The sequence below is a fragment of the Haemophilus pittmaniae genome (assembly GCF_900186995.1).
GTDB classification, from domain to species: Bacteria; Pseudomonadota; Gammaproteobacteria; order Enterobacterales; family Pasteurellaceae; genus Haemophilus_D; species Haemophilus_D pittmaniae.
The window spans coordinates 752,675-778,510 of record NZ_LT906463.1 but is presented as its reverse complement, the minus strand read 5'-3'; the positions used below and the strand labels follow the sequence as shown (position 1 = coordinate 778,510).

23 protein-coding genes and 1 pseudogene are annotated in these 25,836 nt (G+C 42.7%); 7 read left to right on the top strand and 17 right to left on the bottom strand.

Translation table 11 applies throughout. The features are described 5' to 3' along the window. Nucleotides 1-86: 86 nt before the first annotated feature. From CKV74_RS03950 to CKV74_RS03935, 4 genes are all read right to left on the bottom strand, one after another. Entirely contained in the window at nt 87-557 is a 471-nt protein-coding gene (locus CKV74_RS03950; RefSeq protein WP_007242448.1) for an Lrp/AsnC family transcriptional regulator, read from the bottom strand. 73 nt (nt 558-630) lie between these two features. Next, nucleotides 631-2,157 carry a YfcC family protein gene (locus tag CKV74_RS03945; protein ID WP_095176766.1) on the bottom strand — a complete coding sequence of 509 codons (1,527 nt, stop codon included), beginning with the start codon at nt 2,155-2,157 and terminating at the stop codon, nt 631-633. A 113-nt stretch (nt 2,158-2,270) separates the two neighbouring features. Then, on the bottom strand, nt 2,271-3,203 hold the full coding sequence (arcC, locus tag CKV74_RS03940; RefSeq protein WP_095176765.1) for a carbamate kinase: 933 nt from the start codon (nt 3,201-3,203) through the stop codon (nt 2,271-2,273). 10 nt (nt 3,204-3,213) lie between these two features. Next, complete coding sequence (locus CKV74_RS03935) at nt 3,214-4,218, bottom strand: ornithine carbamoyltransferase (RefSeq protein WP_007242398.1); 1,005 nt, start codon at nt 4,216-4,218, stop codon at nt 3,214-3,216. A 453-nt stretch (nt 4,219-4,671) separates the two neighbouring features. Between CKV74_RS03935 and hcp the strand changes: the two genes are divergently transcribed. Both hcp and hcr read left to right on the top strand, forming a co-directional pair. Next, nucleotides 4,672-6,333 (top strand): hydroxylamine reductase, encoded by a 1,662-nt coding sequence (gene hcp / locus CKV74_RS03930; protein ID WP_007242496.1) that lies wholly within the window; start codon nt 4,672-4,674, stop codon nt 6,331-6,333. A 45-nt stretch (nt 6,334-6,378) separates the two neighbouring features. Continuing rightward, complete coding sequence (gene hcr, locus CKV74_RS03925) at nt 6,379-7,398, top strand: NADH oxidoreductase (protein WP_095176764.1); 1,020 nt, start codon at nt 6,379-6,381, stop codon at nt 7,396-7,398. A gap of 173 nt (nt 7,399-7,571) precedes the next feature. Here the strand turns inward: hcr and CKV74_RS03920 are convergent, their stop codons facing one another. From CKV74_RS03920 to hemC, 8 genes are all read right to left on the bottom strand, one after another. Then, a complete protein-coding gene (locus CKV74_RS03920) occupies nt 7,572-9,080 on the bottom strand; it encodes a DKNYY domain-containing protein (protein ID WP_007242374.1) in 1,509 nt (502 codons plus the stop codon). A gap of 256 nt (nt 9,081-9,336) precedes the next feature. Beyond that, nucleotides 9,337-10,350 (bottom strand): hydrogenase expression/formation protein HypE, encoded by a 1,014-nt coding sequence (hypE, locus tag CKV74_RS03915; protein WP_007242304.1) that lies wholly within the window; start codon nt 10,348-10,350, stop codon nt 9,337-9,339. Next, entirely contained in the window at nt 10,350-11,462 is a 1,113-nt protein-coding gene (gene hypD / locus CKV74_RS03910; protein WP_007242394.1) for a hydrogenase formation protein HypD, read from the bottom strand. The genes hypE and hypD overlap by 1 nt, the downstream gene beginning before the upstream one ends. A gap of 6 nt (nt 11,463-11,468) precedes the next feature. Beyond that, nucleotides 11,469-12,263, bottom strand: coding sequence for a hydrogenase nickel incorporation protein HypB (gene hypB / locus CKV74_RS03905; RefSeq protein WP_007242492.1), 795 nt, complete (start codon nt 12,261-12,263; stop codon nt 11,469-11,471). Between the two features lie 139 nt (nt 12,264-12,402). Next, nucleotides 12,403-13,647, bottom strand: a complete 1,245-nt coding sequence (locus CKV74_RS03900; RefSeq protein ID WP_007242343.1) for a heme biosynthesis protein HemY — start codon at nt 13,645-13,647, stop codon at nt 12,403-12,405. Nucleotides 13,648-13,650: 3 nt separating this feature from the next. After that, on the bottom strand, nt 13,651-14,874 hold the full coding sequence (locus CKV74_RS03895) for a uroporphyrinogen-III C-methyltransferase (RefSeq protein ID WP_007242503.1): 1,224 nt from the start codon (nt 14,872-14,874) through the stop codon (nt 13,651-13,653). A 15-nt stretch (nt 14,875-14,889) separates the two neighbouring features. Next, a complete protein-coding gene (locus CKV74_RS03890; RefSeq protein ID WP_007242386.1) occupies nt 14,890-15,645 on the bottom strand; it encodes a uroporphyrinogen-III synthase in 756 nt (251 codons plus the stop codon). An 8-nt stretch (nt 15,646-15,653) separates the two neighbouring features. Beyond that, on the bottom strand, nt 15,654-16,583 hold the full coding sequence (gene hemC, locus CKV74_RS03885; protein WP_007242309.1) for a hydroxymethylbilane synthase: 930 nt from the start codon (nt 16,581-16,583) through the stop codon (nt 15,654-15,656). Between the two features lie 110 nt (nt 16,584-16,693). Here hemC and CKV74_RS03880 point away from each other — a divergent pair, with 110 nt between their 5' ends. Beyond that, the gene (locus CKV74_RS03880; protein WP_039847816.1) at nt 16,694-17,314 is read left to right on the top strand and encodes a thiamine diphosphokinase; all 621 of its coding nucleotides are present in this window, start codon (nt 16,694-16,696) and stop codon (nt 17,312-17,314) included. Nucleotides 17,315-17,470: 156 nt separating this feature from the next. Here CKV74_RS03880 and hslU read toward each other — a convergent pair whose 3' ends face one another. The 4 genes from hslU to CKV74_RS03860 form a co-directional block, all read right to left on the bottom strand. Continuing rightward, the gene (hslU, locus tag CKV74_RS03875) at nt 17,471-18,802 is read right to left on the bottom strand and encodes an ATP-dependent protease ATPase subunit HslU (RefSeq protein ID WP_095176763.1); all 1,332 of its coding nucleotides are present in this window, start codon (nt 18,800-18,802) and stop codon (nt 17,471-17,473) included. An 18-nt stretch (nt 18,803-18,820) separates the two neighbouring features. Next, entirely contained in the window at nt 18,821-19,138 is a 318-nt protein-coding gene (locus tag CKV74_RS03870; RefSeq protein ID WP_007242293.1) for a DMT family transporter, read from the bottom strand. After that, nucleotides 19,138-19,662 (bottom strand): ATP-dependent protease subunit HslV, encoded by a 525-nt coding sequence (gene hslV / locus CKV74_RS03865; protein ID WP_007242477.1) that lies wholly within the window; start codon nt 19,660-19,662, stop codon nt 19,138-19,140. The genes CKV74_RS03870 and hslV overlap by 1 nt, the downstream gene beginning before the upstream one ends. Before the next feature lie 155 nt (nt 19,663-19,817). Further along, nucleotides 19,818-20,192 (bottom strand): hypothetical protein, encoded by a 375-nt coding sequence (locus CKV74_RS03860; protein WP_007242407.1) that lies wholly within the window; start codon nt 20,190-20,192, stop codon nt 19,818-19,820. 131 nt (nt 20,193-20,323) lie between these two features. Between CKV74_RS03860 and rmuC the strand changes: the two genes are divergently transcribed. Beyond that, a complete protein-coding gene (gene rmuC / locus CKV74_RS03855; RefSeq protein WP_095177133.1) occupies nt 20,324-21,913 on the top strand; it encodes a DNA recombination protein RmuC in 1,590 nt (529 codons plus the stop codon). 68 nt (nt 21,914-21,981) lie between these two features. Further along, nucleotides 21,982-22,536, top strand: a pseudogene (locus CKV74_RS03850) (TIGR00645 family protein). Between the two features lie 150 nt (nt 22,537-22,686). On the opposite strand, the gene hslR reads toward CKV74_RS03850, so the two are convergent. Then, nucleotides 22,687-23,088: a ribosome-associated heat shock protein Hsp15 gene (gene hslR / locus CKV74_RS03845; RefSeq protein WP_095176762.1), complete on the bottom strand. Its 402-nt coding sequence runs from the start codon at nt 23,086-23,088 to the stop codon at nt 22,687-22,689. Between the two features lie 68 nt (nt 23,089-23,156). On the opposite strand from hslR, the gene nudE reads away from it, so the two are divergent. Together nudE and CKV74_RS03835 are read left to right on the top strand one after the other, a co-directional pair. Then, entirely contained in the window at nt 23,157-23,708 is a 552-nt protein-coding gene (gene nudE, locus CKV74_RS03840) for an ADP compounds hydrolase NudE (protein WP_007242281.1), read from the top strand. A gap of 118 nt (nt 23,709-23,826) precedes the next feature. After that, nucleotides 23,827-25,827: an OPT family oligopeptide transporter gene (locus CKV74_RS03835; protein WP_007242353.1), complete on the top strand. Its 2,001-nt coding sequence runs from the start codon at nt 23,827-23,829 to the stop codon at nt 25,825-25,827. Nucleotides 25,828-25,836: the final 9 nt, after the last annotated feature.

The following is a 25,836-nucleotide window of genomic DNA, read 5'->3' as shown; positions in this document are numbered from 1 at the left end:
CGGGCGTATTTTTATGGGAAAAACAAAAGAAACGAAGGGGCATTAAGCGAAGTATTCAAGGCTGGAATTGCCAACCGTTGCTATCGCTACAGTGGCAATTCAGTGGTGGATTTAACGGTTTTTAAAGTAATTTCTGATTTTAGGTTTTTTATTCCGATATGGCTGTTGAGATAAACTGCTTTTAAATGATTAAATTCCTCAAGGTCGGCAACACAACATTTCAGTAAAAAATCATAGGTTCCGGACATGAAATGGCACTCGAGGATTTGTGGAATGAGCTTAATTTCAAAAATAAATTTTTCTTTTAATTCCGGACTTTCTTCCGCAAATGTGCCTAACGCATAAACAATGATATTACAATTGACTTTCTTAGGATTTAATAGGGCGACATAACCATCAATCACGCCGCTTTCTTCCAGTAAATTTACCCGTCTTAAACAAGCGGAATTAGAAAGTCCTATTTCATTAGCCAGTTCATTATTTTGTAATCGGCCATTTCTCTGCAAAGCCTTTAGAATACGGGTATCAATATTATCAAAAAGCTTCTTTTGATACATAAGAAATCCTTTTTCTCTAATCTAACAAAGATTTAGCCGCTCTTTACAACATTGGAGCGGCTAAACCTATCATTTAAACACTATACATCGAGACTTGAATGACCAATAGAATGGAGCCTATCAGTAACAAGCAACCAATCATCGGCATAACAAATTTCACCCATTTATTGAAAGGAATATGCAACATTTGTAGGGTTACTAATACTAATCCTGTTGGAGCAAGGAAGAGCATTGCATATTGACCCCAGTTGTAAGCGGAAACCACGATATCTCTTGGAATGCCCACCGCATCGGCCAATGGTGCCATAATCGGCATAGAAAGCACAGCCAAACCAGAAGAAGATGGCACAATGAGTCCCAAGAAGATAAACACCACAAGCTGACCGAGAATAAATACACTACCCGGCATGCCGCTTACCAAATTTGACATATAGTCTAATATTGTATCGGAAATCATACCTTGTTCCAGAACAAGGTTTACCCCACGTGCCAAGCCGATAATCAATGACACGCCGACCAATTCGGAGGCACCTTCGGTAAAGGATTCAACAATCGCTTTTTCGGATAATCCGCTGATAAACATGATGATAATCGTAATGGTTAGGAAGGATGCCGCCATTTGCGGGAACCACCAACCACCGGCCATTACCCCCCAAATCATAATTGGGAAAGCGATGCAGAATAGTAATAATACTAATTTTCTGCGGACAGTAAATTCAGGCACGATATTTGGATCAAAATTTTTCATATAACGTTGACGAAACTCTTCCCGATCCTCATAGGTATAGGAAAAACTCGGATCCGCTTTAACTTTCTTACAATACCAGTAAAGGTATGCAATTACGCAGGTTGCACCCAATACCAAACCGATTGCTCGGAAGCCAATGCCTTCGGTAAACGGAATACCGGCCGCATTAGAGGCAATTACAACCGAAAATGGATTGATGGTAGAGAATGCTGTCCCCATTGAGGAGGCTAAGAAAATAGCACCGACACAAACAATAGCATCATACCCTAATGCTAAGAAAATCGGCACTAAAATCGGGTAGAAGGCCACCGCTTCTTCCTCAATACCGCAGGTTGTACCACCTAATACCATTAATACCGAGACACTGAAGACAATCAAGAACTCATTACCTTTAGTTCGATTGGCTAGCGACATTAACCCCGAGTTAAATGCTCCGGTTCGGTTAATAACCCCAATCATTCCCCCTAATACAAAAATGAACACCATCACATCCACGGCTTCAATGGTTCCTTCCACCATACTTTTTGGAATATCCATAATTCCTTTATAGTGTTGCTCAATACGTTGGTAAGTTCCTGGGATTGCAATAGGTTTTTTGATAACGCCTTCAGTAAAATTAGATAATTTAATTTTAATATTCAGATCGTTAAGTGTAGCTTCGGTGGCTGGGTAGGTTTTATCCTCTTGACCATAGGATTTAACAACAAACGCATGATCTGTTGAATTGTAGGTCAGTTTGGAATAGGAGCCGGATGGGATAACCCAAGTTAATCCAACGGCGATGATTAAAATGACAAATAAGATAGTAAATGCAGACGGAAAGTTAAACGTCTTTTTTTTAGTTGCTTCCATAGCAACCTCCTGAGCAAGACAAGCGATTATTTAAAATCGGCATCGCAACAAAGGCCATGCCGATTGTCGCACAGCTTTAAACAGAACAACATTCAAAGCGTCTTTAATAATCATTAAGCATAATAAGAAATTTCATCCACTTTAGTGGTTACACGGGTACCGGCTTTGCCTTTCACAATATCGACGATATCGGATAGGGAACCAATTACAGCATCTTTTCCTGTATGACGGGCAAAGTTTGCTGCGGCCTGTACTTTTGGCCCCATGGAACCGGCAGCAAAACCTAATTTCTCAATTGCATCCGGCGAAGCTGCAGCAATCGCTTTTTGATTTGGAGTTCCCCAATCCACAAAAGCAGCTGAAACATCTGTCGCGATAATGAATAAATCGGCTTCTAAGTTTTCCGCTAACAATGCAGAACAAAGATCCTTATCAATCACCGCTTCAACACCTTGCAAATTATGTTGCTCGTCATAGTAGGTTGGTATGCCACCACCACCGGCGCAAATCACAATACTGCCTTTTTCCAATAACCATTTCACTGGACGAATTTCAAAGATACGTTTTGGTAATGGACTTGGCACAACCCGACGGTATTTGTCGCCATCCTGGGCAATCGACCAGTTTTTTTCCTTAGCTAAACGCTCGGCCTCTTCCTTAGAATAAACCGGACCAATCGGTTTAGTTGGATTCTTGAAGGCGGGATCATTAATATCCACTTCGACTTGTGATAATAATGTGGCGAATGGCACCTCAAAAGGAACTAAATTACCTAATTCTTGTTGAATCATGTAGCCGATCATACCAACCGACTCAGCTCCCAACACATCCAATGGATAAGTTGGTACATCCTTATACGCTGCGCCCTGTAAGGCTAATAAACCAACTTGAGGACCATTCCCGTGAGCTATCACCAATTCATTATTCGGATAGATTTTGGCAATTTGTTCACAGGCAATTCGAACATTCTGTCGTTGATTATCTGCGGTTAATGGCTCACCACGACGCAGTAGCGCATTACCACCAAGTGCAATTACAATTCTCATTGTTAGCTCCTTAAATTAAGCTGGCATAAAGTACGGCTTTAATCGTATGCATACGGTTTTCAGCCTGTTCAAAGGCGATATTTTGTGGTGATTCGAAAACATCTTCAGTCACTTCAATACCATTGGCCAATTCAGGATATTTTTCTGCAATTTGACGACCAACCTTGGTTTCACTGTTATGGAATGCCGGTAGACAGTGCATAAATTTAACTTTGCTGTTACCGGTACGTTTCATTAATTCCGGCGTGACTTGATAAGGAAGCAATAGTTTGATCCGTTCGCCCCAGGTTTCTAACGGTTCACCCATGGAGACCCACACATCCGTATGTACAAAGTCTACATCTTTCACCGCTTTATCGATGTCGTCTGTAACTGTAATACGTGCACCGCTTTGTTTCGCAAAACCTTCACATAGTTCAACTAGCTCAGCATCCGGCAATAGCGCTTTTGGCCCGCAGATCCGCACATCCATACCTAATTTTGCACCGATTAGTAACAATGAGTTCCCCATATTATTACGAGCATCACCAATATAAACATATTTAATTTCACTTAATGGTTTATCGCAATTTTCGATCATGGTTAGTACATCGGCTAACATTTGAGTTGGGTGAAATTCATCGGTTAAACCATTAAAAACAGGAACTCCAGCATAATCTGCAAGTTCCTGTACTATTTCTTGTTTAAAACCACGATATTCAATTGCATCATACATACGGCCTAATACTCGGGCGGTATCTTTCATACTTTCTTTATGGCCGATTTGAGAAGAGTTTGGATCGATATAGGTAACTTGAGCACCTTGGTCATAAGCGGCAACTTCAAAGGCGCAGCGGGTTCGAGTGGAGGTTTTTTCAAAGATTAATGCGATGTTTTTTCCTTTTAATTTTTGCTGTTCGGTTCCTGCATATTTTGCCCGTTTTAAATCTCGAGCTAAGTCTAATAGATATTTAATTTCACGTTCGCTGTGGTTTACCAAGCTAAGTAAATGTCTATTTTTAAGGTTAAAAGCCATAATAATCTCCTTATTTTTCTGGGATTTATTTATTAATAATAATTCTGACTTATCACACATACAGCATCTAATTGCGGATGGCAAAATTATAAAAAAAGCTGATTGAAATATAATTTTTAGTTTAGGGCTTAAAAAAAAATATTTCGCATAAAATTCGGATAGAAATGAGAATCCTAAAATTTTATTCAACAAGTAACACAAAGAGAAAAATACTTATGCTGTCCTTCTATCATTTCTACGCTGAAACACTGCATATCAACGATTGGATTTGATAAAGATTATCAACAACCTACACAAGCCTACCCCGTTACGGGTATTTCACTTAATCTAGATCAAGAAAATTGTAATTGCGCTTGCTCTTATTGGGGAAAGTGCTTAGCATTTCGCACCGCGAACCCGACCAAATTGGTCGGATTTAAATTTACTTTTACTCTACAAAAAAGGACTGCAATTATGTACTGCGTACAATGTGAACAAACTATGGTTACCGATAAAGGTAACGGCTGTAGTTATAGCCAAGGAATGTGCGGCAAAACTGCCGAAACCTCCGATCTACAAGACTTATTGATCGCTTGTTTACACAGCTTATCTGCTTGGGCGTTAAAAGCGCGTGAATTAGGCATTATTAATCATCAAGCAGATTCTTTTGCGCCACGCGCATTCTTCTCCACCCTCACTAACGTAAACTTTGACTCTGCCCGCATCGTAGGTTATGCCCAACAGGCACTAATCTATCGTAATGACCTGATTCGTGAAATCAGCAAAGTAGAAGCCAATCCAACTCTTAACCATCCATTAGCCCATATTGAATTAAAAGGTTCAACTATCGAAGAATTAGCCAAACAAGCTAAAGAATTCGCCTTGGATATCGATCGTGCGGCAATCGGTGAAGAAGCCCATGGCGTCCGCCTGCTTTGTTTATATGGCTTAAAAGGTGCAGCAGCTTATTTAGAGCACGCTTACGTATTAGATAAATTCGATAATGATATCTATACCGAATACCATCAATTCATGTCTTGGCTAGGTACCCAACCAAGCAACTTAAATGAGTTGGTGGAAAAAGCCTTAGCTATCGGTTCAATGAACTTCAAAGTGATGGCTATGTTGGATGCCGGTGAAACAGAGCATTTCGGTAACCCGGTTCCGGCCACAGTAAACGTCCGTCCGGTTGCAGGAAAATGTATCTTAATTTCCGGCCATGATTTAAAAGACTTAAAAGAATTATTAGAACAAACCGAAGGTAAAGGCATCAATGTGTATACTCACGGTGAGATGCTACCGGCACATGGCTATCCGGAACTCAAAAAATACAAACATTTAGTTGGTAACTACGGCAGTGGCTGGCAAAATCAACAAAAAGAATTTGCTCGCTTCCCGGGCGCTATCATCATGACATCTAACTGTTTGATCGACCCAAACGTAGGCGACTACGCGGATCGTATCTTTACCCGCAATATCGTTGGCTGGCCGGGTGTTACCCACTTGGATGATCATGATTTCACCCCTGTCATCGAAAAAGCTCTTGCATGCAAAGGTTTCCCATACACCGAATTGGAACACCACATCACCGTTGGTTTTGGCCGTAAAACCCTAATTGATGCCTCCGATGCAGTTATCGATTTAGTCAAAGCGGGGAAACTCAGTCATGTTTTCGTCATCGGTGGTTGTGATGGCGACAAAGAAGAGCGTCACTACTACACTGATTTAGCTTATGCATTACCAAAAGATACTGCAGTATTAACCTTAGGTTGCGGTAAATACCGTTTCAACAAATTAGACTTCGGTACTATCGACGGCGGTATTCCTCGTTTATTGGATGCAGGTCAATGTAATGATACCTACTCGGCTATTATGCTCGCGGTAACCTTATCGCAAAAACTGGGCATTGGCTTAAATGAATTACCATTATCTATCGTCCTTTCCTGGTTCGAACAGAAAGCCATTATCGTATTGCTTACCTTATTGGCACTAGGCGTGAAAAACGTCTATACCGGCCCAAGCAAACCGGCTTTCTTAAACGACAATGTGATGGCGTTACTCAACCAAACCTTCGGCTTAAACGGTTTAACCACGCCGGAACAGGATTTTGGTCACATCATCAACAAACAGGCTTAAAACTTCGGCCCGTTCAATTCGGGCCTCTCTATAAGGAATAGAAAAATGGCTAACACCAATAAAAACCCATTATGTATTAATGAATTACAGGTTTATTCAATCGTCAAAGAAACAGCCGATATCACTACTATCAACCTTATCGCGCAAGATTTCTATCCATATCAACCGGGCCAATATGCCATGGTTAGCATCCGTAATACGCCACATATTGCCCGTGCTTACTCACTTTCCTCTACTCCCGGAGAAAGCCGCTTCGTTAGCATCACTGTACGAGAAATTGAAGGGGGGAAAGGTTCACCATGGTTGAGCCACGAAGTGAAAGTCGGTGATCAGGTATGGTTCTCTGATCCGATGGGTGATTTTAGTTGTGAAAAAGTCGTTGCCGATAATTATTTATTGGCTGGAGCCGGTAGTGGTATTACCCCGGTAATGTCAATGGCACGCTGGTTATTAAAAAATCGTCCAGAAGTTAATCTCACCGTATTGCACAGTGTTCATTCTCCAGAGGATGTCATCTTCAAACAAGAATGGGCTGAATTACAGGCTAAATACCCGAAATTCAACTTCGTAATCAATGCAACTGAAAATGCCGTTGCACCAATGAAATCTGGTCGTATTACGCAACAAATGATTGCCGAAATCGTCCCGAATATCCAAGATTACACCGTAATGACCTGTGGTCCACAAAGCTATATGGATCATCTCCGGGAGATCGTATTGGCTCTGGGGGGCAGCGAACAACGTTTCTTTACCGAGGCTTTCTTTGATAACAATATTCAAAGTGGTATTGATTATGACAAACAAACTACATTAACTATCAAAGGCATGAGTAACCAACAATTCAATGTACCGGTTGGCATGACTTTACTAGCAGCCTTGGAAGAACACGAGCAACCGGTGGTTAGTGGCTGTCGCACTGGTTTGTGTGGCCTGTGCAAAACCAAAGTATTGGGTGGCGAAGTAGAAACCGTACGTACAGGCGATCTCACTGCCGAAGAAATTGCCGAAGGTTATGTATTAGCCTGTAGCTGCCGTCTGAAATCAGACGTTAGCGTTGCGCTATAAGCTCTTTGCCATAAAAAATGCGGTCATCATGACCGCATTTTTATACTTATTTCACCGGTAAACTGACTTCTATTGGTAGCGACCAACCCGATTGACCATCCATTGAGAAATAATCTATCCATGCAATAGCTTGTCTCAAAAAACAACACAATTATCCTGGTCGTTATTCTCTTCTACTTAACAATGAGTCCCTTATATTTCTTTTTACTCGCTTGGGGGAGACGTTTTCTGTAATATGCCCAAATATAAGAACCAATCGCTATACTTAGCAAGAATATCCCAAACCAAAAATTCTCATCGTCATCGTTAAAGTCACTAATCGCTTCAACAACAAATTCCCCCTTTGCCGGTACCATAGCTCCACTTTTTATCATATTAAAAATATCTTCGACACCTAAATTGCCACTAGAGCGGTAAGGGCGTGTAAGAATTTCGACTATGTCAGGTTCTTTTATCTCATAGATACTGCTGGTGAGATGCCAGTTATGTCCTATTTCATCAAAGTAGTAAAACTTCTCGCCATTTGTATAAACTGCGCCATAAACGCCATTTCTAGAAGTCCCAATTCTACGCCATTCTCCCTGCGTAGGGAGCTTAAAAATACCGGTATTACGACTACTAAGACTACGACCGCTTCGATTATTGCGCCAAACTTCATAGGTTCTTAAAAAAAACGTCTCACCACCACTGACGATCACATCACCAAAGAGCGGGGTTATCTCCCCCTTAAATGGATCGTCTCCTGCTCTAACAAATTCACCTTCGCTCTCATCGTTATACCATTGCCATTTTCGTTCCCAATAATAAATCCCATCCCGGCCACGAAATAGCACATGATAAGAATGCTTATCGCTCAGACTAAAAAGTGGTGTATAGGGAGCAAATTCGGAGGTAAATTCATGATCATTGACATAGACCATGCCGCTGTTTGGCTCATAGAGATAGTACAAATTCCACATACTGGCGATCTGACGCATCTCTGGCGTGAATTTAAGTGCGAGTTTTGCGCTTTTATAATAGACATTTTCGCCATCAGTGGTGAAATAAATGCTTTTTCGACCAGAGATTTCATCGATATATCTGAGTTGGCTAGCCTTCGCATCCACCAACAATCGGCCATCATAATAGGCCTTCTCGCCATCTTGTGCGTAACCAAAACCTAGAATTGGCGATAAATTTAAATTATCAACCGGTCTAAACTTATAGATGTGGGTTTGCGCTTTTGGAGTATTAAAAAGGGCGTGAGAGAAAATTTGCCACACCTCAATTACGCCTTTTATATCAAGATTTGGCTCGCTTACGCTGTCGCAAAAATAAGTCATCTTGCCGTCACTAAAGTAACCATTTCCGAGTGCTCTTACATTTTGCGGAGATAAACCACGCATCACTAGGTTACCGCAATACACCGCATCTTCACTCATACCAACATTGCGATTGTCGTATTTACCGGTATTGAGATATTTAAATGTACTCGCTTTTGCCCCAATCAACTCAAATTTACCGCCACTTGGTACTTGAGCATAAACCTTATCATCATCCGTGATGTAAAATTCACTACCTTTGAGCTCTTTAAACTTGTCCGGCTCCTCGCTGATAAAAGTCACGAGTCCCATAAGAAAAGCGTACAAACAGAGAAAAATTAAAATCAGAAAAAGAGCTAAGGTCAATTTGGGATATTTCATGTCCACTCCAACGTCTCAACAGCTCACAGCATTGAGCAATCGGCATGTTGATTACAACGAATTATTAAATATAAATTGAGGCCTTACGACCTCTTCCCTAACGTTGGCATTCGGTGATTCCCCTCACCTGCGCTATGCTTTTCTAAATAGCATAAACGCCCCTACGAAAAAAAAGTTTTTGCAAAAAAATGCACCTAACTCATTGATTTTATTAGGGGTTCATGCAAAAAACCTTAAGTCTTTGATCTTATTGAAGTTAGCAGATCCGTGGCAAGGGCTCGTTAGTTGGTAAATCCAATAACCGGGACTGGCCAAAACCGCCGATCAAACGCACTTTTTTATCTTCAGTCACTTCACCAATAATCGTTGCCCGTGTGCCTAGCGGGTGACTGCGCAATGCTTCAATAATTGCCTCAGCCTGTGCCTTAGCCGCAACTATCACCAATTTACCTTCATTTGCAAAATTAAGTGCATCTAATCCTAAAATTTCACAAATACCGCGTACTGCCGGCAAAATCGGCAGTTCATCTTCATAAATTTGCATCCCTAAGCCTTGGGCCTGGGCAAATTCGTGCAACACCGCATTCACACCACCACGAGTCGCATCACGCAATGCTTTTACACCGTCAAACGGACGTAAAAGATCGATTAATGGAGCCAATACGGCGCAATCGCTATGTAAATCGGTTTGAATACCGAGGTTTTCGCGTAAATTGAGAATAGTTGCACCATGCTCGCCTAAGGTACCGCTGACGATAATCTGATCGCCCGCTTCAATTCGGTGCATTCCCCAATCCAAACCTTGAGGGATCACACCAATACCGGCGGTATTGATAAAAATCTTATCCACAGCACCTTTTTGTACGACTTTGGTATCACCAGTGACGATTTGAACTCCCGCATCACGAGCAGTTTTCGCCATAGCCTCAACTACTGCTTGCAGTTCGCTAAACGGTAATCCTTCTTCCAAAATAAAACCACAGGATAAATAACGCGGATAGGCGCCACATACCGCAACATCATTTAATGTGCCACATACTGCCAATTTGCCAATATTACCGCCCGGAAAGAAAATCGGATCAATCACAAAGCTGTCGGTACTAAAAGCTAGTTGGTCACCAGATGCCACTAGCGGTGCCAATGGCAAACGCGCCTGATCTTCCCCTTGTGCCAAAAGTGGATTAGCAAAGGCTTCAACAAACAATTCATTAATTAATTTTTGCATCGCACCGCCGCCATTGCCGTGCGCCATCGTAATAAAATCGCTCATTATTCTCTCCGATATTGATAATAAGCCGCACATGCGCCTTCCGAAGAAACCATCAAGGCTCCATAAGCATTGTCTGGATTACATTGGGTGGCAAATAGTTTGCAATCGGATGGTTTACATTTCCCGGTCAACACATCACCACAACGCGAATTAGGGTCATCGGCCACTTGTTGTGGCTGACTGTGGAAATAGGTTTCCGCATCAAATTGCTGATAGGCCGGAGTCAATTCAACCCCCGACTCGGCAATTTCACCCAAACCACGCCATTCACTGGATTTTTTCAATTGAAAAACTTCACGCATTGCCTGTTGGGCAAGTTGATTACCGGAAGAGTGGACGATGCGCTTATATTGGTTTTCAATTTCACAACGACCATCGACGAACTGTTGTACCAACATTACGATGGCCTGCAAAATATCTAAGGGTTCAAAACCGGTGATAACAAAAGGTTTATGGTAACTATCTACCAATGATTGATAGGGTTCGGAACCGATCACCATGCTCACATGACCCGGAGCAATAAAGCCATCGATCTTTACACTATCTTGCGCCAACAAACTATGCAGTGTTGGAATAATGGTAATGTTTTGACAAACAATCCAGAAATTCGAAATATTCTGCAGCTTGGCTTGCTGCAAAGTCACCGCCGAACTTGGCATCGTGGTTTCAAAGCCAAGCGAGAAGAACACCACTTTTTTATCTGGATTGCTACGCGCAATATTCAGCGCATCTAACGGTGAATACACGATCCGTACATCAGCCCCTTGAGCCTTTGCCTCAAGCAAAGAACCTCGACGACCTTTGACCCGCATTGCATCACCAAAAGTACAAAAAATCACATCCGGCTTTTGTGCGATTTCAATACACACATCAATCCGCCCCATTGGCAGTACGCATACCGGACATCCCGGCCCATGAATAAATTCAATAGAAGGCGGAAGTAAACGATCAAGTCCAAATTTAAAAATAGTATGGGTATGTCCACCACAAACTTCCATTAAGTAAAGTGGGTTTTCCGCGGTATATTGCGGTAATTGATCCATCAATTCATTTAAACGGGCCACCAAATATTTAGCCAGTTTAGGATCACGAAATTCATCAATAAATTGCATCGTTGTTTACCGCGCTAAATAGGCTAACCAATCATCCAAGCCTTCGCCGGTGGTCGCGGAAAGAGCAATGACTTCAATCGCCGGATTGACCTGTTTGGCATAACCAATGCATTTTTCAACATCGAACTTAAGGTAAGGCAATAAGTCCACTTTATTTAAAATCATTAATTTAGAAGCCGCAAACATATGCGGGTATTTCAACGGCTTATCTTCACCTTCAGTAACTGACAAAATCACGACTTTAGCTTGTTCACCCAAATCAAATTCCGATGGACAAACCAAATTACCAACGTTTTCGATAAATAGAAGGCTCTCGGCACCTGGTTGTAGTTTTACAATCGCCTCCGCCACCATTTGCGCATCCAAATGACAACCCTTACCGGTATTTACTTGAATGGCAGGGACACCGGTAGCACGGATTCTGTCCGCATCATTTTCGGTTTGTTGATCCCCTTCAATAACATAGCAATCTTGCTTATCTTTTAACGCATTAAGCGTAGTGGTAAGCAAAGTAGTTTTACCCGAACCGGGGCTAGAAACCAGGTTAAACACCCGCATTTGTTGGTTAGCAAAAAAACGACGGTTTTGATCAGCCAAGCGATTATTTTTACTTAATACATCAATTTCTAATTTAAGTAGGCGTTTTTGAGTATCGTCAGACGTTGTTTGAGCCTGGAAAGTCGCAGTAGAGAAATGCGGAGGAGTTTTCGAGCTTTTAGTCTCATTATCGCCGTCATGGCTGTGAGGTAGTTCGCCGATGCGGACTTGTTCAGGATGTCCGCAACCACAAGTGGTACACATAAATTCTCCTTAGTTGTTAGAGTCGGATGAGGATACCATAATAGTAAATGTTTGTTTTGATAGAGATCAAGAGCGCCAAAAAGGCAAAAACGGGATAATTGATATTACCCCGTTTTATCGATTATTGCAGAGTAGGTCGCTATTTACTCTCGGTTAAAGCCGTACTTTCCGGATTAATTGACATCGCACTTTGCAAGCTTTGCTGTTTTACCTGTTCAGCTAACGCAGTTTCTCCAGCTTTTTCAAACACATAAGTCGCCATAGTAAGATCGGTGGCGGTGAGCTTATCGGGGCTTTCAATTACCTGTTTAAAAGCGTCTGCCGCAGAGGCAAATTCATTGTTACGCACATATAAATACCCCAAAGCCCGATGCAAACAGCAACTGTGTGTCGGGGCGCTATGCTTACAACGTTTTTCCAATAACTTGATTAATTTAGCATTATCTACAGGTTGTAAACGGGTGATCTGTTGGCACAACTCATGGCTCAATGGCGTGTTATCACCGGATTTTTTCACAATATCCAAAGTGAATTCATAAGCGGATTCCTGATCATTACAATCGATCAAACGGCTAATTAAAGCGGTTTTCAATTCAATGTCATTATGGCGGCGACGTGGTAAACCATCCCACCAACTCAATAGACCATCGACGCCTTCTTCATTCATCTTTTCATCTAGCAAGCCAGCTTCTGTGCTCACTTTTAAGCGTGCAAATTCTTCATTGCTGTACAAACCAGCATCTCTTACCGCATCTAATAGCTGATCTAATGCTTGATAAGCTTTTGAACGACTATAGATTTCTACCGCTAATTTTAAGACTTCCTTATTGCGGCCGGCCATCTCTAATAGGCTATCTACGGAACTACGAGCTGCCGGTAATTTATTTTGTTGTAACAAAATACGAGTACGCGCCAACTCAACCAATAGATTATCCGAACCGGCTAATTCCGTTGCTTCAATTAAATAACGGTTAGCAGTAAATTCATCACCTTTTTGTTGAGCTGCTTCAGCTGCTTTAATTAGATTCAACACGGGCTCATCGGAATGTTTGGCATTTTTACCAATCAGTTTTTCTGCTTTGGCATAATCCCCTTCATTCATTCGCATCAACCCTTCCAGGGTTTGACGTTGCGCTTTTACCCGTTTGCGGCGGGAAAACCAGCTATAGGTATTACCACTCAAACGCAAAAAACGACTAACCATCCATTCCAGCGCATAAATAATCGCTAATATCGCGACAAATAAAATCACTAATGTCGTCAATGACATTTCAATGATATGGTTTGTCGTCTCAATCTGCACATATCCCTGATTACCCGACAAATAAGGACCGGCAATAAGGCCTGCAAGGAGTGCTACCATCAATAAAAGAATTCTAAACATGGCTTACTCCTTCGCTTCAGCTGCAGGCTCTTTAGCCGGTGCAGCTTCTGGCGTAACTTCCGTCGCGGTAGCACTCGGTGCTGTGGTTACGGCTGCATCTTTATCGGCTTCAATCGCGACCTTTTGTACGGTCAATGGCGCACGATTAAGGTATTTGTCTAATAAAGTCAAACTTTGCAAGTGATCCGGTACATCCACATAAATCGATTGTTCGGCTAACTCGTCAACGGATTTTAAGAAGCTTTTAGTCGCTTCATCATTGGTATCAAAATAACTTCTTATCCAAGAGGCGACAGCATCAAGAGATTGTTTATAGAGTTCGTTTTGCTGACGCGGTACCGCCATGATGGCCAATTGTAAACGCAAACGAATATTCTCACGCAAATAAATATCCTGATTTGGAGCCAGCAATTCTTTACGATCAGAACCATGTTTTGGTGAAATACGGATAAAGTGATTTAAGAACGAATTTGCGGTTTTTTCCACATTTTCCTGCCAATCATCAAGTGAATCGGACGGTTTATCGCTCTTCTCTGTATCGAAATTAACATTAAGTAACGGGAGTTCATCTACGCTATTAGCCAGTTGTGATAATTTTTGCATCACTGCATTTTGGTCAACACTATCCATCGACAACAAGATTTTTAAATCCTGTCCAATCGCCCCACGCACTTCCTGAGCCTGACTATTACTCACCTTAAGCAAGGTTTCATCCGCCAATTTTAGCAAGGATACCGCGGTCTCTACATCATTATCGAGCATTAACTTGCGTAGTGCATTATTGAGTAGAAAGTCTGCCTCAGAGAACAACCAATCCGTAGGTTGCTGTGTTTGGTTCTTCGCTGCTAATTGATTGATCTGAGTCTGTAATGCAGCCAGTTCCTGAGTTTTGCTTTGAATTTGGCTTTCCACCCTACTCAATTGCTGTTGCATAGCTTTATTGGCTTCTTCTAATGGCACTAAAACTTTTGCATCGAAAGCCGGTGTACTCGTTTGTGGAGTGGTAACCGACAGGCTACTTAATTGTTGCTGAATGCCTTCAAGCTGTTGTTGTCCCAAATAAAAGCCGGCCCCCCCAACACCCAATGCAACTAATAAAGCAAGGAGACTGAGTGCTGTACCGCTTTTTTTTACGATTGTCGTTGTACCTTGAGCTGGAGCAACGGCTTCAGGAGCAACTGAAACTGTTTCTTCTGAAGCGTTTTGCGTTTGATTTTCTTTCGCCATATCAATTCCTTATCTTTAAGGGAGTGAAGTTAATTCGGTTAATTTGGTAAATAAATTGGCATTATCGGCACCTTGTGCCACTTCAACCTGTTGAAATCCGTAGCTACGAGCCAGCGCCGCAATACGCTCACTGACCGTGACTAAGCAACAGTCCAATAGCCATTGCTGCTCTTCCCGTGGAATCAATTCCAGCAAGGCCTGCAAGCTTTGCATGCTGGTCACCAGCAAAATATTCACGCCGCAACGTTGCCACAAACGGGCAGTTTCCACTGGATCCAGCTCTGTATTTTGTCGTTGATAGCATTCCAATAGTTCAACCGTTGCACCACGCTGTCTGGCAACTTCGCTAAAATATTCCCGCCCACCGTTGCCTCGTAATACCAAAATGTTCTTATCGGTTAAATCCGTCATTTCGCTCAAGGCCAATAGACCTTCGCTATTCTCGGTGACTAATGGATAACGCACCGGCTGTTGCGTTTGCTCGGTAAAATGCAAGGCAGTACGATGACCAACCGCCAAATAAAGTAAATCATTGCGCCAAGCAAAACCAATATCGCGTAATGTTTGCGCCGCAAAGTCTACTGCATTTTTAGATACAGCAAATACCATATCACCTGGTTTTAATTGGCTTAGTTGGCTTGGTAATTGAGCCAACTGGCTGCCTGGGCTAATCGTTAATAACGGTGAATGCAAGGCAACAATACCGACACGGTTAAGTTCATCAGCCAGTTGCTGGCCGCGTTCATCGGGTCGGGTAACTAATACCGTCATTTTGGCTCCTAGCCGTAGACCTTCGCCAAAATCTGACCAGCACCTTGTGCCAATAATGACTCGGCAATTTGAACACCTAATTGCTCGGCTGTCGTTAGGTCACCTCGTCCCTCAGCGCGGATAATTTGCGAACCATCTAATTCGCCGACTAATGCCCGCAACCAAAGCTGTTCATTTTCAATAATGGCATAGCCGCCAATTGGTACTTGGCAACCGCCTTGCAAACGACGATTCATTGCCCGTTCGGCTAACACGCAAAGTGTCGTTTGTTGATCCGCCAACGGCGCTAATAATTGTTGTACTACTAAATCATCGATACGGCATTCAATACCAACCGCGCCCTGGCCGACAGCAGGTAAGGATTGCTCCACTTCAATAAAGGAACGAATCCGCTCCGCCAAACCTAAGCGAATTAGGCCGGCCGAAGCCAAAATAATCGCATCATATTCGCCTTGATCCAATTTGCTTAAACGGGTGCCCACATTACCACGCAATGAATGCACCTGCAGATCTGGACGCAATTGTTTTAACTGGCATTGACGACGCAAGCTCGAAGTGCCAACCACCGCACCGGCCGGTAAATCGGCTAATGCGGCATATTTATTAGAAACAAAAGCATCTCGCGGATCTTCGCGTCGACAAATCACGCTCAGCCCAAGTCCCTGTGGAAACTCCATCGGCACATCTTTCATCGAATGCACCGCAATATCCGCACGACCATCAAGTAACGCAGCTTCCAATTCTTTCACAAATAATCCTTTGCCACCGATTTTGGCGAGTGGCGAATCTAAAATTACATCGCCTTTCGTCACCATCGGCACTAGCTCTACGCGTAGTCCTGGATGCAGGGTTTCCAACTGATGTTTTACGAAATTAGCCTGCCATAGGGCCAATGGACTTTGTCGGGTAGCAATTTTTAAAAGGTTATTTTGTAACATAAATAAGTTCAATAAATACAAGTGTCGCTATGCTATCATTTTGCGCAGGAAAAGTCAGGTATATTAAGCAAATTCAGGCATTACGCCAAATTTTTAGCAAGGTGGAAAAAATGAAAATTGCGATTTATTGTGGTGGTGAAATTCAGCTCACTAACATGCACTTTGATTACTATGTTGGTGTCGATCGTGGCTGTTTGGCTGTCCTTGCGGCCCAACATCCGTTGCACCTTGCCGTAGGAGATTTTGATTCGGTAACGTCTGCACAGTTACAACAAATCAAACAAGCCGCACAAACCCTCATACTGGCGCCAAGCGAAAAAGACGATAGCGATAGCGAATTGGCGCTGAAAGCTGTATTTGCCCGTTATCCACTTGCGGAAGTGACATTATTTGGCGCCTTAGGCGGTCGCTTAGATCACAGCCTAGTCAATCTATTTCTGCCTTCTAATCCCGATTTAGCAGCATTTATGCGACAAATTACGTTACACGATGAACAAAATATGGTGTGTTTTTATCCCGCAGGCGAGCATTGGATCGAGCAAGATCCGACAATGCACTATATCGCCTTTTTGGCCGAAGGCGGGCGCTTGGCAATTACCCAGGCTAAATATGAACTTACGCCGGCCAATTACTTTCCGCGCAAAATCTATGGCAGTAATGAATTTCTCGATAAACCGATTCGACTTGAAGTGAATAGCGGTTATGCCGTTGTTATCCAATCACAGGACTAAAATGTCACATTTTTAACCATTTTTAAAGCAACAATAATAAAATCAATGACTTACATTCGATTTTAAGTAAAACTTTTATTTTTACGGAGGCGTTTGGATGTCACATTTGATGCAATAAAAAAGGCGTACCTTAGCACGCCCTTTAGTATCGAAGGATTAGAGAATAAAACGGCTTAAATCTTCATTTTCCACCACATCGCCCAAGGCTTCGGTAACATAAGCTGCATCAATCATCACGGTTTGACCATCCATTTCGCTGGCATCAAAGGAAATTTTATCCATTAACCGCTCCATCACCGTATGTAAACGACGAGCACCGATATTTTCGGTTTTTTCATTCACACGGAATGCCGCTTCAGCAATTTTCTTCACGGCATCAGCGGAGAATTCAATATTCACCCCTTCGGTTCCCATTAGTGCTTTGTATTGCTCAGTGAGGGATGCATTTGGTTCGGTCAGAATCCGTTCAAAATCCGCTGCGGTTAACGCTGCAAGCTCCACGCGAATCGGCAAACGCCCCTGTAATTCCGGAATCAAATCCGATGGACGAGCCACTTGGAATGCCCCTGATGCAATAAATAAAATATGGTCGGTTTTAACCATGCCATGGCGGGTCGTTACCGTGGAGCCTTCAATCAACGGAAGCAAGTCACGTTGTACCCCTTCGCGCGACACATCGGCACCGCCATACTCGCCTTTTTTACAGATTTTATCGATCTCATCAATGAACACGATACCATTTTGCTCTACCGCATCGATGGTTTTTTGTTTCAGTTCTTCCGGATTGATAAATTTGGCAGCCTCTTCATCAATCAATACCTTCAACGCATCTTTGATTTTCATTCGGCGTTTTTGGGTTTTATCCGAATTCATGTTTTGGAACACGGACTGCAATTGACCGACCATATCATCCATTCCTGGAGGAGCCATAATTTCAATGCCCATTGGCAACACGCTGACATCAATTTCAATTTCCTTATCATCCAACTGGCCTTCACGAAGTTTTTTGCGGAATGCCTGGCGGGTCGGCGTGTTACTTTCAAAGGTTTCAGCATTTCCCCATTGATCCTTCGGTGGTGGTAATAACGCATCCAAAATACGATCTTCAGCTAAATCCTCCGCCATCACTCGATTTTTGGCAATTTCCTGCTGACGCACAAATTTCATGGCACTATCGGTTAAATCGCGAATAATTGAATCCACTTCTTTACCAACATAACCTACTTCAGTGAATTTGGTCGCTTCCACTTTAATAAAAGGCGCATTCGCCAATTTAGCTAAACGGCGGGCAATTTCGGTTTTACCTACACCGGTTGGGCCGATCATTAAAATATTCTTTGGTGTCACTTCGTGGCGCAGCGGTTCTTGCAACTGCATACGTCGCCACCGATTACGCAAGGCAATCGCGACCGCTCGTTTTGCTTCTTTTTGGCCAATAATATGTTTATCCAATTCCGATACAATTTCTCTTGGGGTCATTTCAGACATAATTTTTCCTTATTATAACTAGGCCGCCATTTTTAAGACGACAACACCACTAACAATTAATAATGCACCAATAACCCGCCAAAAGGTGAGCGGATCTTGATAGAACAGTACACCGACAATAAAGGCTCCCGCTGCACCAATGCCTGTCCATACACCATAAGCGGTCCCCATCGGGATAGTACGTTGTGCCAACCACAATAATACACCGCTACCCAACATAAATATTATGGCAATCACAATACCGGAAATCCGAGTATCTGGATTATCTGCCATTTTTAATCCAATCGGCCAACCAATTTCCAGCAAACCTGCAAGAATTAAGCAAAGCCAAGCCATTAAGGCAATTCCTCAATGGTGAAATTAGTATTGGTAAACACGCAAATATCACCGGCAATTTGCAGGGATTTCTCGACAATCTCACGGGCCGATAAATCGGTATTTTGCACCAACGCACGGGCTGCAGCCAGCGCATAATTGCCCCCGGAACCAATGGCTAAGATTTGATCTTCTTCCGGCTGTACCACATCTCCGATACCGGTAATAATTAAACTTTCTTTTTCATCGGCGACAATCAGCATCGCTTCTAATTTACGTAACGCACGGTCAGTACGCCAATCTTTAGCCAATTCCACCGCGGCTTTAAGCAAGTGTCCTTGGTGTAATTCCAATTTGCGTTCAAACAATTCAAACAACGTAAACGCATCGGCGGTACCACCGGCAAATCCGGCCAATACTTTGCCATTGTACAGGCGACGCACTTTACGAGCGTTGCCCTTCATTACCGTATTACCTAATGAAACCTGACCATCGCCGCCGACCACAACTTGGCCGTTACGACGCACACTGACGATTGTTGTCATCTTGCTATCCTTTTTGAAAAAAATTTGTTTCTTATATTGGGCTAAAAAAAATATCTTCAATGCAAAAAAATAAAAAAGTGCGATTTTAGTCGCACTTTTTTGCCTTTCTCATCAACAAAAAACGCCGTCCTCAAGGAGCGCTTGCTGAATCAACATTAGTTTTTATCTAGATCAAGATCCGCTTTATATTCAATTTTACCCTTATCTTTTAATTCTATAGAGACATCCAACTCCTGATCGCCACGTTCAAATTTTAAATCAGCATCATCATGCTTAATTTTGGATTCTTCCACGCGAAAACCTTGGCGTTTGGCATGGCTGATTACTTTTTTAGCTAATGCAGGAACACTGATATCTCTGTCATGCAAGCGGAATTCTGCTTCAAATTCACCGCCACCTTTACGCTCTGCTTTCACCACTTTGGCGGCATGCGGATAATAAATATCATGCGGGATTGGTGCGGCAAATGAGTTTGCAGAAAAAGCGGCAAATGCCAAGGCGGTTAAAGCTAATTTTGCATTTAATTTCATACTAATGACCTTATAAAAACACATTCATATTGAATGCGCCCTTTTGAGGATGAACACGCCAAAAAGTTCAAGGCTATGCTAAAATCGCGCAAAATTTTTATCCGGAATAATCTATGTTAGCACTTCCTCCCATGACTCTTTATGTGTTTATCGGCGCATTGGGCGTTATTTGTTTGTTACTCCTGTTTTTTCTCTCGCGTCGTGGCCGAGAAGCCGCGCTCTGGCAAGAGCAGCTGCAAAACCAAATCAAAGATTACAATCTGTTGGTCGAACGTTTTGATCTTTTAGGAGCTGAAAAAAACAGCTTGGAACAACAAAAAATTAAAGCCGAAACCCAAACTGAAGGTTTACAAATTCGTCTTAATGAGCGTGATGAAAAAATCACCTATCTACAACAGGAATTGGATGAGGAACAACGTCGCCATGATGTAGCGGTTGGTCAACTAAACCAACTAAAGGAACGCATCGGTATCGCTACAACCCAAGCGGAGAATTTGCAAAACCAATTGCAACAAAGCCAGCTACAGCTGGAACGCAAAGAAACCGCACATCAACAAACGCTGCAACAGGCCATCTCATTGGAACAGCAATTAACCGAGCTGAAAACCCGTTTGACGGAAAAAGAACTGCACTTTGCTGAACAGCAACAAGCCTTTAGCGAATCCAAACAACAACTCACCACAGAGTTTCAAAATCTGGCCAATCGTATATTGGAAGAAAAAAGCCGCAGTTTTAATCAAACCAATCAAAATGCCTTGGAAACGCTTCTGAAGCCGTTTCGGGAACAAATTGACGGTTTTCAAAAGCGGGTAAACGAAATTCATTCGGAATCCCTCAAAGGCAATGCCGGCTTAGAAGCGGAAATTAAAAAAGTATTGGAAATTGGCATAAGCATGTCGCAAGAGGCAAATAACCTCACATCAGCCCTAAAAGGAGAAAAGAAAACGTTGGGTAATTGGGGGGAAGTACAATTGGAACGAACGCTACAATTAGCCGGCTTGATGGAAGATGTGCATTACAGTGCACAAGCTCATTTTAAGGATCAAGCCGGAGGGCGTAATTATCCGGATTTTGTGGTGCATTTACCCGATGATAAACAATTAATTATCGATAGCAAAATGTCCTTGGTCGCCTATGAAAATGCAGTCAGTGCCAACGATGAACAAACGGCGCAACAATATCTACGTGAGCACATCAAAGCCTTAAAGGCCCATATCGAGGATTTGTCACGCAAGGATTATAGCAACCTCATTGGCATCAAAAGCCCGAATTTTGTATTGATGTTTATCGCCGTTGAGCCGGCCTATATAGAAGCACTCAAGGCTGACCCGAGCCTATTCGCCTATGGTTATGAACGCAATGTGGTAATGGTCTCACATACCACCTTAATGCCAATTTTACGTACCGTCGCCAATTTGTGGCGAATTGAACGGGGCAACGAAGAAGCTAAAGAAATTGCCGATCGAGCCGGTGAAATCTATAACCAAATTTGCTTGGTTGCTGAACGTTTAAGTAAACTGGGTAATACGTTAGTGACCGCCACCAACCAATATAACGGAGCGGTCACCGCACTGGCCGGGCAACAGGGCTTAGCAGGCAAAGCGGAGCGCTTTAAGGAGCTTTCTGCCAAAGCCAACAAAAATATGCCGGCCTTAGAACCATTAAGTAACGAAGTGGACTTAGCCCGCCTATCCACATTGGATACGAATAACGCCTCTTGATTATTGCTATTTAGTGAAAAACTGATATTTTTCCGCCCCTTTTTTATTTTCTACGCTGTGGGGGCGCAATGTCACAAGAAGTGAAAACCATCGATCCGATGGAAAAATATAACCAACAATCTAATGTTTTAAGTAAGATCATTTTTGCCAGCCGCTGGTTGCAGGTACCCATTTATTTGGGGCTGATTGTGGTACAAGGGGTATATGCCTATAAGTTCATGAAAAGCTTGTGGTACTTGCTGACCAACGTAAATGAAATGGATGCCGATACGATTATGCTCACCGTGCTCAATCTGATTGACGTGGTGATGATTGCCAACCTGTTGGTCATGGTCACCTTAGGCGGCTATGAGATTTTTGTGTCTAAACTGCGTACCCGCAATCATCCGGATCAGCCTGAATGGATGAGCCATGTCAATGCCACCGTATTGAAGGTCAAACTCTCTATGTCGATCATCAGTATTTAATCGATTCACTTGCTGCAAACCTTTGTGAATGCTGCGAAAGTTTCAGAAAAAACCATCATGTGGGAAGTGATTATTCACTTTGCTTTTCTGATTTCTGCCATTGCGATGGCCTACACCGACAAAATCCTCTACAGCACAAGCCATAAAAGTCATTAAGTATAAAAAAGACCAAGGCCGCCGGCCTTGGTCTAAAAATGTCACATTCAATTCAGGATTTTCAAACACTCATAATAAAATCAATGGCTTACGCAACATTTCAGCTAAAACCTTTAAAAACAGAGGGGCGTTTTAATGTCACATTTGCCGTTATTCTTGATGTTTAAATTTTAGTAGATCACGGCGTTCTTTCTTATTTGGCCGGCGATCGGGATGTGGCATTGATAACGCATTATTTTTACGCGCCCAAGCCAATTCTTCACGTTTTTTCACGCTTTGTGTAGTTTCCCGATAAAGCAACTGCGCTTCCGGTGCTCCACGGCGCTGATCGCTTAAGGCGATGACTTCTACTTCTTTTTCATCATTGCCTTGGCGTAATTTAATACTTGCCCCAATCTCCACAATTTTACTCACCTTAGCACGCTGACCGTTATAGTGTACCTTTCCCCCCTCAATCATGGCCTTGGCGATACTGCGGGTTTTATAAAAACGAGCCGCCCACAACCACTTATCGAGGCGGACTTCTTTCTCATTGCTGGAATTTTGATTCATGCGCTTTCCTATCTTGCCGATTTGGTGTTATAACGATGCCAATTTGGCTTCATTATAGGAAAAAAATCATGAAGAAATCGACCCCACCGAGCATTTTAGCCATTCGTACGGTGGCAAAATCCCATTTATTTGAGATTCAGGCAGTAGATTTACGCTTCAACAATGGCATTGAACGCACCTATGAGCGCTTTCGTCCGTTCAACCGCGATTCGGTCATGGCAATCGCCATTGATGGTGCTGACTTGCTGTTGGTACGCGAATACGCAATGGGCACTGAACAATACGAATTGGGTTTTGTTAAAGGCGCGATGGATGTGGGGGAAACGCCGGCACAAAGTGCCAATCGTGAATTGCAGGAAGAAATCGGTGTAGGGGCGCACAAATGGACTCATCTACGCACCCTGAAAATTAACCCGCAAATCATGGGACACAACATGCACGTGTTATTAGGGGAAGATTTATATTCCAATCAACTTGAGGGGGATGAACCGGAACCTTTGGATATCGTACGTTATCCATTAGTGCACCTTGAAGAATTATTACTTGACGGTACATTTAATGAGGCTCGAAATTTAGCAGCTCTTTATACCCTACGCGATTTTTTAAAAAAACATCAATAAATGAATAAAAATTTAAATAAATTTTAATTTTATTCATTTATTTATCGTTTAAAACTTGAATTATTATGCTTTTTTTGTCAATGTGCAGACCTTTTTTCAACCCTCACTAGGAAAATTTATGCCGCATAATAATTTAAAGGAACTGACATTTCGCGGAATGTTTCTCGGGGCGTTAATTACGGTAATTTTTACCGCCTCTAACGTCTATTTAGGCCTTAAGGTAGGAATGACCTTTGCGTCTTCCATTCCAGCTGCCGTGATTTCCATGGCAATTTTAAAATTCTTCAAAGACTCCAGCATCTTAGAAAATAACATGGTACAAACCCAAGCCTCATCGGCCGGGACATTATCTTCCGTTATTTTCGTATTGCCGGGCCTGTTAATGATGGGCTATTGGCAGGAGTTTCCATTCTGGCAAACCGTGCTTATTTGTGCCTCCGGTGGTACTTTGGGCGTATTGTTTACCATTCCATTGCGTCGTGCGATGGTGGTAAATAGTGACCTACCTTACCCTGAAGGTGTGGCTGCAGCTGAAATCTTAAAAGCAGGTAACAATAACGAAAGTGACAGCGGCGTAAAAGATATTGCTTACGGCGGTATTTTTGCGGGAACGGTTGCGTTCTTAACTAATGCGTTACGTGTTATGTCTGATAGTGCAAGCGCATGGTTCTCTAATGGCAAAGCCGTTTCCCAATTACCTATGGGGTTCTCTCTTGCATTAGTGGGTGCGGGTTACTTAATTGGTATCGTAGGCGGTCTTGCAATGTTATTCGGGACATTCCTCGCTTGGGGTGTGGCAGTACCTTATTTTACTGCAACCGGTGATATGCCAACTGATGCTTCTATTGTTAGTTATGCCATGGCTGAATGGAAAACTAAAGTCCGCTTTATTGGTGTAGGTACCATCGGGATTGCAGCAATTTGGACCTTATTAATCCTTCTTAAGCCAATGATTGAAGGGATGGTTCATTCTTTCCGTATGTTAAAAGGCTCACAAGCAGAATCAGAACATCGCATTGATATCGACTTATCACCAAAAACTATTATTTATATTTTATTGGCGACGGTTGTGTTAATTGTGATTTCCTTATATCACTTCGTTGCAGCCGCTCCAATTTCTGCTGAGCTTGCCGTGTTATTAGTCGTGGTTTGTACTCTGCTTGCAGTGTTAATAGGCTTCTTCGTTGCGGCGGCATCCGGTTATATGGCGGGGCTTGTGGGTTCTTCTTCCAGCCCGATTTCGGGTATCGGAATCCTTTCCGTGATCGTGATTTCGCTTGTGTTAGTCACTATTGGTAAAAGCAGAGGCTTATTTGAAACCGCAGACGGTCAAAAATTCCTAACAGCGTTGACCCTTTTCACAGCCTCAATCGTATTAACTACGGCGACTATTTCAAACGATAACTTACAAGACTTAAAAACCGGTCTTTTAGTTGAAGCTACTCCTTGGAGACAACAGGTTGCGTTAATTATTGGTTGTTTCGTTGGTGCATTAGTGATTGCCCCGGTATTAGAAATTTTATACCACGCTTATGGTTTCACAGGTGCCCTACCGCGTCCGGATATGGATCCAGCACAAGCACTTTCTGCACCACAGGCCACCATTATGACAACCATCTCACAAGGTATTTTTACTAATCACCTTGAATGGACTTACATTTTAAGTGGTGTCGGCTTAGGTGTTGTGTTAATTATCGTAGATGCCGTTATGCGTAAAGCCAGCAACAGTCGTTTTGCCTTACCGGTGTTAGCGGTCGGGATTGGTATTTACTTGCCACCATCAATCAATATGCCGGTTGTCGTCGGTGCCGTAATGGCATGGTTGATTGCTCGTCATATTAAAGGCTACGCCAAACGTACCAATAATCCCGATGTGGAGAAAAAAGCTGAACGTTTCGGAACTCTTTTCGCTGCAGGTTTAATTGTCGGTGAAAGCTTAATGGGGGTGATCTTAGCCTTTATTATTGCTGCCTCAGTAACCTCAGGTGGTTCTGAAGCGCCATTAGCCTTAGCACTGGAAAACTGGGATAATATGGGCGAGTTACTCGGCCTTACCGTGTTTATCTTCGGTATCTTTATTTTCGCCTCTCGTGTATTACGTGCGAAGAAATCAAAATAGTTGATTAAA

Excerpts from the sequence above, each read along its gene's own strand:
- CKV74_RS03935 (WP_007242398.1), bottom strand. The coding sequence starts at position 4,218 with ATGGCTTTTAACCTTAAAAATAGACATTTACTTAGCTTGGTAAACCAC.
- arcC (WP_095176765.1), bottom strand. The coding sequence starts at position 3,203 with ATGAGAATTGTAATTGCACTTGGTGGTAATGCGCTACTGCGTCGTGGT.
- hslR (WP_095176762.1), bottom strand. The coding sequence starts at position 23,088 with ATGAATCAAAATTCCAGCAATGAGAAAGAAGTCCGCCTCGATAAGTGG.
- CKV74_RS03920 (WP_007242374.1), bottom strand. The coding sequence starts at position 9,080 with ATGAAATATCCCAAATTGACCTTAGCTCTTTTTCTGATTTTAATTTTT.
- CKV74_RS03945 (WP_095176766.1), bottom strand. The coding sequence starts at position 2,157 with ATGGAAGCAACTAAAAAAAAGACGTTTAACTTTCCGTCTGCATTTACT.
- hcp (WP_007242496.1), top strand. The coding sequence starts at position 4,672 with ATGTACTGCGTACAATGTGAACAAACTATGGTTACCGATAAAGGTAAC.
- CKV74_RS03890 (WP_007242386.1), bottom strand. The coding sequence starts at position 15,645 with ATGACGGTATTAGTTACCCGACCCGATGAACGCGGCCAGCAACTGGCT.
- CKV74_RS03900 (WP_007242343.1), bottom strand. The coding sequence starts at position 13,647 with ATGTTTAGAATTCTTTTATTGATGGTAGCACTCCTTGCAGGCCTTATT.
- nudE (WP_007242281.1), top strand. The coding sequence starts at position 23,157 with ATGAAGAAATCGACCCCACCGAGCATTTTAGCCATTCGTACGGTGGCA.
- hslV (WP_007242477.1), bottom strand. The coding sequence starts at position 19,662 with ATGACAACAATCGTCAGTGTGCGTCGTAACGGCCAAGTTGTGGTCGGC.
- CKV74_RS03870 (WP_007242293.1), bottom strand. The coding sequence starts at position 19,138 with ATGGCTTGGCTTTGCTTAATTCTTGCAGGTTTGCTGGAAATTGGTTGG.
- CKV74_RS03950 (WP_007242448.1), bottom strand. The coding sequence starts at position 557 with ATGTATCAAAAGAAGCTTTTTGATAATATTGATACCCGTATTCTAAAG.
- hypB (WP_007242492.1), bottom strand. The coding sequence starts at position 12,263 with ATGTGTACCACTTGTGGTTGCGGACATCCTGAACAAGTCCGCATCGGC.
- hcr (WP_095176764.1), top strand. The coding sequence starts at position 6,379 with ATGGCTAACACCAATAAAAACCCATTATGTATTAATGAATTACAGGTT.
- hemC (WP_007242309.1), bottom strand. The coding sequence starts at position 16,583 with ATGTTACAAAATAACCTTTTAAAAATTGCTACCCGACAAAGTCCATTG.
- CKV74_RS03860 (WP_007242407.1), bottom strand. The coding sequence starts at position 20,192 with ATGAAATTAAATGCAAAATTAGCTTTAACCGCCTTGGCATTTGCCGCT.
- hypE (WP_007242304.1), bottom strand. The coding sequence starts at position 10,350 with ATGAGCGATTTTATTACGATGGCGCACGGCAATGGCGGCGGTGCGATG.
- CKV74_RS03880 (WP_039847816.1), top strand. The coding sequence starts at position 16,694 with ATGAAAATTGCGATTTATTGTGGTGGTGAAATTCAGCTCACTAACATG.
- CKV74_RS03895 (WP_007242503.1), bottom strand. The coding sequence starts at position 14,874 with ATGGCGAAAGAAAATCAAACGCAAAACGCTTCAGAAGAAACAGTTTCA.
- hslU (WP_095176763.1), bottom strand. The coding sequence starts at position 18,802 with ATGTCTGAAATGACCCCAAGAGAAATTGTATCGGAATTGGATAAACAT.
- hypD (WP_007242394.1), bottom strand. The coding sequence starts at position 11,462 with ATGCAATTTATTGATGAATTTCGTGATCCTAAACTGGCTAAATATTTG.
- rmuC (WP_095177133.1), top strand. The coding sequence starts at position 20,324 with ATGACTCTTTATGTGTTTATCGGCGCATTGGGCGTTATTTGTTTGTTA.
- CKV74_RS03835 (WP_007242353.1), top strand. The coding sequence starts at position 23,827 with ATGCCGCATAATAATTTAAAGGAACTGACATTTCGCGGAATGTTTCTC.